The organism is Empedobacter sp. GD03797 (assembly GCF_029842105.1).
GTDB lineage: Bacteria > Bacteroidota > Bacteroidia > Flavobacteriales > Weeksellaceae > Empedobacter > Empedobacter falsenii_C.
In genome coordinates this window covers 1-990 of record NZ_JAOCFS010000068.1, presented here as the reverse complement: position 1 = coordinate 990, position 990 = coordinate 1, and the positions used below count along the sequence as shown (strand labels likewise).

At 35.3% G+C, this 990-nt stretch carries 1 protein-coding gene; it reads right to left on the bottom strand.

Features of this window, described 5'->3' with window-relative positions; all coding sequences use genetic code 11:
• Positions 1–900: IS256 family transposase (locus N5D90_RS17045; RefSeq protein WP_280063474.1), on the bottom strand; the 900-nt coding region annotated here is incomplete at its 3' end.
• Positions 901–990 lie beyond the last annotated feature (90 nt).

Here is a 990-nt window from a genome sequence, read left to right as displayed (position 1 = left end):
ATGTTCCCACTTAGAAGCAAAATCATTTAAAGCAGCTTCAGCAGCCTGTTTAGTTGGCGCGTTGTAGATTTCTTTCATATCAGCAGTAAACTGTTTCTTATCTTTCCAAACAACGTATTTACAAGCATTTCGAATCTGATGTACTACACATATTTGTGTTTTAGATTCAGGAAAAACGGTACGTATGGTATCGGTAAAACCATTTAAGTTATCGGTTGCTGTAATCAAGATATCTTCAGTTCCTCTAGCCTTCATATCGGTTAAAACACTCATCCAAAAGGATGATGACTCATTTTTACCTAACCATAATCCTAAAACTTCTTTGCGTCCATCGCGTTTTAAGCCTACTGCGATATAAATGGTTTTATTAATTACTTTGGAACCTTCTCTAACCTTAAAAACAATTCCGTCCATCCAAACGATTAGATAAACAGGTTCTAATGGGCGATTTTGCCAAGCTACGATATCAGAAGTTATAGCATCAGTTATACGTGAAATGGTCGATTGAGAAACGTCAAAATTGTAGACTTCTCTGATCTGTTCTTCAATATCAGAAACGGACATTCCCTTGGCGTAAAGCGACACAATGACGTTTTCTAAGCCTTCAACCATGCTTTTTCGTTTAGGTATCAGCATCGGATTAAAACTAGCATCACGATCTCTAGGAACCTTTATTTCTTCTTCGCCATAACTCGTTTTTATCTTTTTACTAGAATAACCATTACGCACATTTTCTTGCTTGCGTAAATCATGCTTATCGTAATCCAGGTGAGCATCTAACTCACCTTCTAACATTTTTTCAATTCCTCGCTTTTGTAAGTCTTTGAGAAAGTTTTGGAGTTCATCGCCAGTTTTAAAATGTTTGAAAAAATCATCCGGAAATAGGTCTTTTGTTTCCATAAATATGTAAATATTAAATGTATAAAAAAAATTCTGCTCGATTTTAACCCAAGCAGAATTTTATACTTACACAGTTTTTGGTACAGTGTC